This is a genomic window from Pedobacter antarcticus (assembly GCF_900112985.1).
GTDB lineage: Bacteria > Bacteroidota > Bacteroidia > Sphingobacteriales > Sphingobacteriaceae > Pedobacter > Pedobacter antarcticus.
The window spans coordinates 65,105-72,356 of record NZ_FONS01000015.1 but is presented as its reverse complement, the minus strand read 5'-3'; the positions used below and the strand labels follow the sequence as shown (position 1 = coordinate 72,356).

The window sequence follows — 7,252 nt, the reverse complement described above, 5'->3', positions numbered from 1 at the left end:
CCTTGAGCTGATATTGTATACGATAACGGCTTCCTTTATACTCATCCCCCCATGGATAGCTCGAACAATCGATCGTTTTTCTGCAGTACTGTGAAGCTTGCGTTTATGCAAAATTGAACTGTACTTGTCCAACCACATCCCAAGGGTTTCTCCGGTCATTTTATAAGTCTTTATCAGATCCCTCCGGGGCGTCCCTTCTTCGGCCAGCTTAACAACATGAGCGATCAATCGCTTGTCAAACTTCTGATTTTTACTCGTTCTTTCTGAGTAGAACAACTCTTCTTCTCTTTCCATACACTGTTTTATAGTGTATAGCTTTTTCAGGAATGGACAATACACTGGAATAAAGGGATTAAGGGAATCTTTGGTTATAAAGACCTTATTGAAAATACCACCAGCAGTGAATGGTGGGCAAATCAGATTCATCCTGAAGACCGGGAGCGTGTTACACATAACATGAAACAGCATATTATAAACCGGATTGCGAGGTGGAAGGAAGAATATAGATTTTGCTGTTCGGACGGGTCATATAAATTTGTACTTGACCGTGGTTTTATGGTCTTCGACGGCCAGGGAGCATCTGTCCGGATGATTTGTAGTATGCAAGACATCTCCCAGCGTAAACAGGAAGAAGAGTGGTCAAGGTTGCTTGAATCAGTTGTAATTAATGCTACAGATGCCGTTTTAATCTGTACCGGCAATGTAGAGGGCAGTGGTCAGGCCATTATTTATGTCAACGAAGCATTTACCCGTATGTCGGGGTATCATAAAAATGAACTGTTAGGTGCCTCTCCAAGAATATCACAAGGGCCGGAAACAGACAGGGATGAAATTAGAAAACTCAGTGCGGCGATAGCGAATAAGATACCCTGTGAGATCGAGGTAATCAACTATACCAAGCAGGGGAAGGAATATTGGGTTAGCCAGAGTAATGCACCCATCGCCGACGAAAGCGGCAAGGTGACACACTGGATATCTATACAACGGGATATCACCCAGAATAAAATGCACCTGAGAGAAATCGAGGAGCAGAATAAGAAATTTAAGGAAATTGCCTGGATACAATCTCATCTGGTGCGGGCGCCACTTGCCAGGGTCATGGGACTAGTCGATTTGCTTAAGAATTTCGAACCCGGCGATGATAAAGAAGAATTGTTGTTGCATCTGGAAAACTCAGCGAAAGAACTGGATGCTATTATTATAAATATAGCCGATAAGACCCCATCGCACGACAGCTGAATTAACCAATTAGTTAAAAGTTAGCGAAAACTTTTTGATCAATCTGGCATTTATTAATTAACTCCATCTTTTCCAGTGTGTATTCCTGCGCCTTTCCATAATTTTTTAAATCCGAATAAACTTTGATCAGGAGGTTATAAATCATAATAGGGTTTAAAGCAATGTCATTACGTCTAAACATAGCAAGTCCATCTGCAGAATAGCTTAACACACGCACGTAATCTTTTTTAGAGTATGCCTGCTGTGCCTTCAACATTGATATAATAGCTTCCTGATATCTGCTTAAACGCATGTCTTTTTTCTGCAGATACTCCTCAATAAGAGTTTCACCCTGTCTGATATATTTAACAGACTTTGACTGTGCAAGAAACAACCCGTAAAGGAATATCAAATAATTGCTGAAAACAGTTTTACCTCTGTTGTCCTCAGCGTGTATCTTTAATATTTCCTGTAACATATCTGCACCAGATTCAGGATCACCTGTAAGCAGGTTGATAAATAGCAGATAGACATAACCGATACACACCTTTGTATTCATTATCTGGCCTTTTTCGATATTAAACGGGTTTTTTCCCTTTTTCAGATCTGCTATTTGTTGCAGCAGAGTCGGATCTTTAACAGGTGTACCATTCAGAATAGCAAGAATAACCTGTAATGAGCGTGCAGGATGAAACATCCAAGTTGAATCCTCATAATTACTTAATATTTCGATATTGTTCTTGATGGACACTTTATCAAGACGGCAAAAATCGATAATCCCCAAAATAGCGTAATACGTAATCAGGTGGTCCTGGTTTTTAGTGATGCTAATGAACGCAAGAATAGACTCTCTATAGCAGGAGTCAATGAAGTCAAAATTATTGAGCTTGGAGATCACATAGTCATGGAATTTCTGCTTTTCCAGTGTTTCCAGCAAAGCAGAATCAGATTTTGACCTGTATTTAATTTCTTCAGCTACAAAAAGTAGCAGATAATTCAGTTCAAAACTCACCAAGTCTATTTCAAGCAATTGACGCAACCCGTTGAAATTGTTGGTGATAATCAGAAATCTGGCAGTCCATTGCAAAAGCTGGAACCTGACGTTGCTTCCTTCGTATTCCTTATTGATGAAATTGAAAAACCCGCTGTTGGTTTGAAGATTGAATTTTTCCAGAATCTCAACAAATAAAAAATATTCAAATGTATGTGGGTGAAGAAAGCGCACATACTCCTTAGGGTGGGATTCATCTGCACTTTTCTCCTCCATTAAAATACCATCTGCAATGAGTTCCATATAAGCGTTACGGAACGACGATAATTCACTGAATAACTTATCTTTCTCAACGGATTTAGCGTTCTTTCCGTAATTGGTTAGTTTAATGATTTTTTTCAGGAAGAGAATCTTTTCAGTATAATAGTTTGAATGATAAATTTTTTCTTTAATAAAGCGCGATACCAGTTCGAAAAATGTGATGTTTGAGTAATAGCTGAAATCAGGATTTTCCTCTTTCAGCTGATAATACAATTGAATCTGGAAGGGATATTTAAGTTGGGCTTTCAGTGCGGGGCTAATTAAAACTGTTTGTTGCTCGTTCAGTTTAGAAACGATTGCGTCAACTTCTTTTTCTGAGAATGCAGGTACATTATTCATCTCATTCGCGTTGTAATGTTGCCCGGGAAACCAATGGTCCATTAGAAAGGAAGAATGCCGGATCCTGTCGTAAAAGCGAGTCCAGGTAGTGGACCGCATGCTTAATATCAGCTTGATATTCTTATAATCTTCGAGGGCGCAAATCAGGTTGATCAGGTTATCAAATATGCCGAACAGATCTTCCTTGAGCACGGGCATATCCGAAAAACCATCAATAATGAGAACAAATTTACTGTTATTAATCTCGTGGGTTTTATTTATGTAGTCGAGTATATTTTGTTTGTCGTTCAGCTGTAAATGAACTTGCAGCAGTTCATCTATATGAAGTCTTGCCAGCTCTTTACTGAAGAAATTATAGGCCTTTAAAAATAAAACTGTCGATTCTTTATAAGGAGCTTTTTCTGCATAAAACATCTCTTCAGCCAGGTGACTTAATGAGATTGTTTTGCCATATCCAGGCTGTGAAACCAAGCTGGTGAAAATGGTTTCGTTCTGATAGAATCTTTCAAAATCTTTTACAGCGTAGTCTCTGCTGATTGTATATTGATATGGAATTCCTGACCTGTTTTTTATGGTCTTTAATGTAAACTGAGTTATTTTACTTGCTTTCTCTCTCAAACTTTTAAATTCTATAGCACATTTTTCAGCTTCCGGAATAATGAATTCGGTTACCTTAGCCATATCTACAAAATCCGCGAGGGTGGTGAGGGTGAAATTTGAGAATTTATGTTTGACGACTGCAAATCCGAATAGTCTTTTAATAGTAGTCTCACTTACATTTTTGTTGAGCTCTCTACTAATTTCTATTGAGATCCTTTTACAATCCGCGGGCGTGACATACCGTATTCCGCATTTGGAGAGAATTAAGCCTTTTAGCTCATTGAGTTGTTGACCGTATTCCATACAAGAGTGATAATTTTTGATATTTATTCTTTAGCCATTAGATAATAAATGGCGTATTATGGAAACCAATATACACATATGTGTTTAAAATGAACAAGAGGTATTTAATATTTATCCGTCATTCTATAAGAACATCTACTAATTTATACTTAATAGGTTAATTATTTAACTATGAGCGCTATATTATATGTTTCCGAATGAATAATGAATGAAATGAACAAATTTAACTCTTAGTTTCCTTATGTTTAATGAACAAAAGGAACATGAAGAATACAGTTCCTTAACCTTTAGAATATATTAAGCCTGGGAACGTGATTTATCTTTTTTTTACTGCTGAAGCAAAAGCAATTTTCTCCTATACGTTTAAAGAAAATGAAAAAGCTAATTTTGCCTGATAAATTAAAATTATGAAGCATACTGCCGACCAGATCGAATCAATAGCCCTCACACTGTTACCCGGATTTATACCAAAAGATCAGAAAGAAACTACGCTGTCCTTTCATTTCACCCTGCCTCCAAATTCCAGTTTTAAAGTTTTTTTTGAGCGCGATGTTAAGCTTAACTGGCAATTTATCCGTTACCAGGAAGTATCGGATAAGATGTAAAGCAAAAATTGCCCATAATGTGGAAAATGATGCATATCGTCTATGAACCAAATAATTGCTATAATGTTTTGAAAATAGCCTATCGAAAATATTACAGTTCTTAGACGATAATAGACGGTGTTATGTAATATTTTTAAGACAATGTTTTTATTAGGGTATAATAATTGCACAAGTATTGAAATTTACTATGAATTACACCATAAACTCTAATCTTTCTGCAGGTTATGCCGGGGGGTATCGGATTCAATCTAATCTGAACAATAAATTTTTTGAGAATTTAGCTGAGCGCGCTGCAGTTAAATTTGGAATGACTGCAGCGATCATTAATTTTGTTAATTCCGGAATAGAAAGAGGCCCCCAGGACCAAAAAGCATCTAATTCGTTTGTTATAGCACTCAGAGAAGATGCCTTTACATTAATGTCTGATGATGTACAAGCAGTTATCCGGCTAACCAACCCATTACTTGCTGCAGAGAGGGGAATCCGGTTTTACGCGACATCACCTGTTTATTCAGAAGAACGCCTGATCATAGGCATGCTGTGCCTGATCGATTATCAAACAAAGGATTTTACCAGTAAAGAACAATTCGAACTTGATGAAATTGCAGATGCTGTCGGTATAGAAATAAATGCTCTGAGAAGAAATAACTCTCCGGGCACTGCCATCGGCCAGCAGTAGGTATTACTAAGCGGGCAAACCTTCTCTTTTCAAGATGTACTGGAAAATCCCTTCAATTGGTTTTTGCAGGATATGCCCGATATGAAGATTATTTTTTGCTCCTATTTGACGCAGTATGTCCTGATAATACCAGGATATCGAGCCCACGAAATGGCAGGTTAATCTTTCATAGTCCTTGAAATCTTTGATATTCACATCTATAAACTCCTGAAATCCATTTTCCAGTATAGTATGAATAAATGGATGATTTTGGTTGTCTGCCATAAACCTGCTGAAAGTAGCCAGGTAAGTGTTGGGAAACGGACGCTGGTAGACAGCGGTAATGACTTCCTCTTTTTCAATAGGGTACATCTCTTTGAAGCGCAGACTAAGCTCCTTTGGCATCTGGCCATATAAATAGCTGGATAGCATTTTTCTACCGAAATAAGTTCCGGAACCTTCATCTCCCAAAAGGTAGCCTAATCCATGATTGCCGTCCCGGGTGGCTGCGCCGTCATAGTAAGAAACATTAGATCCTGTTCCAAGGATACAGACCAGACCTTCCTCGTCTCCACATGTTGCATAAGCTGAACCAATCAGATCATTCTCCACGCAAATGAAAGCGCTGGTAAAGAACGATGATAGTCCATTCGATACGACCTCGTGCTTGTCAGGAGAAGAGCACCCAGAGCCATAAAAATAAATTTCTCTGACCCGGTCTCTCAGATTTTCCAATTCTTTCACCTCTGACAGAATTTTGAAAATATCCTGTGCATTTAAAAAATATGGATTGATACCCTTGGTCTCAAAACTGATAATATTCCCCTGGTGATAACCTCTCCAGTCAGTTTTAGACGATCCGCTGTCAGCAACTAAAATCATGTCCTAAATTAAACATATTATTGAACATTTAAAGTTCCGCTGATTTCTTTCAGGCTGATTTCTGTAAGCTTGGCCTGGTATCTTGCGTCCAGATACCTGGTAATCGCATTGATTGAATTACGCTGAGCTTCACGGAGCTCAAGCGGCGTGATACTGCCGAGCCTGTATTTTTCGAAAGTAATATCCAGATTTTGTCTGGCTAGTTCTGTGTTGCCGGTTTCCACTTTGAGCAGGTCCAGGTTAGTTCTGTAGTTCTCAAAGCTGGACAGTAACATTGAATTTACCGTCTGGCGGGTCTGTGCGAGTGTAAGAGCTGCTGTTTGAATCTCTACTTTCGCATTACGCTCGTTTTGCCGCTGCAGGAAGCCGTTAAAGATGTTCAGGTTAGCTGTAACACCATATGTCATTCCATTAGCTCTGAACTTCTGATTAAAGCCCGTAGGACTAGTGCTGTTGGAAAATTCGTATCCGCCGTTCAAAGCAACTACCGGATAGCGCTGGCCTTTAACAACTTTTAGATTTAGTGCAGCGATTTTATTGCTGACCATTGCGCTCTGGAGATTAGGATTGAGTTCCTGGGTCATCCTGTCCAGCTCTGCATATTTGAGTCCTTCATCTATATCGAGATTATTTCCAACTACAAAAGGGGTTTTCAGGTCCCTGGCCATAATCTCATTCAAAGTTATTTTAGACGTTCTCAGGATATTGATCTGCTGCAGATAGGTTGTTGTGTCTGTATTGTAATCTACCTGTGCAGTTAATACATCCAGTTTTGAACCACGTCCGATTTTTAGTTTGTTGCTCGCAATCGTAACTCTCAGCCTGGAGATATCCAGCGCAGTGTCTGTAGCGACAACAAGTTTTTGCTGCCTCACAATAGCATAGTAGGCAGACACGACGTCTGATATCGTACTTAAGATAGTCGCCTTTGCATTAATCTCTCCCTGTTGCTGCAGTGCTTTCAGCCGGTCATGATTGGCAAACATTTGTAAGCCATCGAAAATTGTCCATCCCAGACCCACACCATAGTTCATATTAGTACTTCTGGCACCATCAACTTTTCTTTCTGGTCCGGTGGCGGGTGTTTGCACAGAATTCTGCCTGCCACCTCCTTTACTGAAGTTTCCGGTTAGATTGGGTAACATTCCGGCATTACCTACATTATTATTGTTTTTGGCGATCTCCACCTGATTTTGTACCAGACGGATATCATAGTTGTTTTGCAGTGCGATCGTAATCGCGTCCCGCAGACTCAGGGTATCCTGGGCATAAGATTGCTGAAAGCCGAAAACAGCCATAACCAGCAGAATCTGAAATATTTTTTTGCTCATCTTG

7 protein-coding genes are annotated in these 7,252 nt (G+C 39.2%); 3 read left to right on the top strand and 4 right to left on the bottom strand.

The features are described from left to right. Positions 1-294, bottom strand: a 294-nt coding sequence (locus BM192_RS20805; protein ID WP_139218471.1) for a hypothetical protein, incomplete at its 3' end; no start/stop codon positions are given. Positions 295-333: 39 nt separating this feature from the next. Between BM192_RS20805 and BM192_RS19570 the strand changes: the two genes are divergently transcribed. Continuing rightward, positions 334-1,239, top strand: a complete 906-nt coding sequence (locus tag BM192_RS19570; RefSeq protein WP_262497185.1) for a PAS domain-containing protein — start codon at positions 334-336, stop codon at positions 1,237-1,239. A gap of 13 nt (positions 1,240-1,252) precedes the next feature. On the opposite strand, the gene BM192_RS19565 is transcribed toward BM192_RS19570, so the two are convergent. Beyond that, positions 1,253-3,772, bottom strand: coding sequence for an NACHT domain-containing protein (locus BM192_RS19565; protein ID WP_070808220.1), 2,520 nt, complete (start codon positions 3,770-3,772; stop codon positions 1,253-1,255). A gap of 407 nt (positions 3,773-4,179) precedes the next feature. Between BM192_RS19565 and BM192_RS19560 the strand changes: the two genes are divergently transcribed. Both BM192_RS19560 and BM192_RS19555 read left to right on the top strand, forming a co-directional pair. After that, complete coding sequence (locus BM192_RS19560; protein ID WP_037442861.1) at positions 4,180-4,377, top strand: hypothetical protein; 198 nt, start codon at positions 4,180-4,182, stop codon at positions 4,375-4,377. Between the two features lie 187 nt (positions 4,378-4,564). Next, positions 4,565-5,056: a GAF domain-containing protein gene (locus BM192_RS19555; protein ID WP_037442863.1), complete on the top strand. Its 492-nt coding sequence runs from the start codon at positions 4,565-4,567 to the stop codon at positions 5,054-5,056. Between the two features lie 6 nt (positions 5,057-5,062). Here BM192_RS19555 and BM192_RS19550 read toward each other — a convergent pair whose 3' ends face one another. Together BM192_RS19550 and BM192_RS19545 are read right to left on the bottom strand one after the other, a co-directional pair. Continuing rightward, positions 5,063-5,917, bottom strand: a complete 855-nt coding sequence (locus BM192_RS19550) for an N-acetylglucosamine kinase (RefSeq protein WP_037442865.1) — start codon at positions 5,915-5,917, stop codon at positions 5,063-5,065. 17 nt (positions 5,918-5,934) lie between these two features. Further along, on the bottom strand, positions 5,935-7,248 hold the full coding sequence (locus tag BM192_RS19545; protein WP_074589783.1) for a TolC family protein: 1,314 nt from the start codon (positions 7,246-7,248) through the stop codon (positions 5,935-5,937). Positions 7,249-7,252 lie beyond the last annotated feature (4 nt).

Coding starts and splice junctions, on each gene's coding strand:
- BM192_RS19560 (WP_037442861.1), top strand. CDS start 4,180: ATGAAGCATACTGCCGACCAGATCGAATCAATAGCCCTCACACTGTTA.
- BM192_RS19565 (WP_070808220.1), bottom strand. CDS start 3,772: ATGGAATACGGTCAACAACTCAATGAGCTAAAAGGCTTAATTCTCTCC.
- BM192_RS19555 (WP_037442863.1), top strand. CDS start 4,565: ATGAATTACACCATAAACTCTAATCTTTCTGCAGGTTATGCCGGGGGG.
- BM192_RS19545 (WP_074589783.1), bottom strand. CDS start 7,248: ATGAGCAAAAAAATATTTCAGATTCTGCTGGTTATGGCTGTTTTCGGC.
- BM192_RS19550 (WP_037442865.1), bottom strand. CDS start 5,917: ATGATTTTAGTTGCTGACAGCGGATCGTCTAAAACTGACTGGAGAGGT.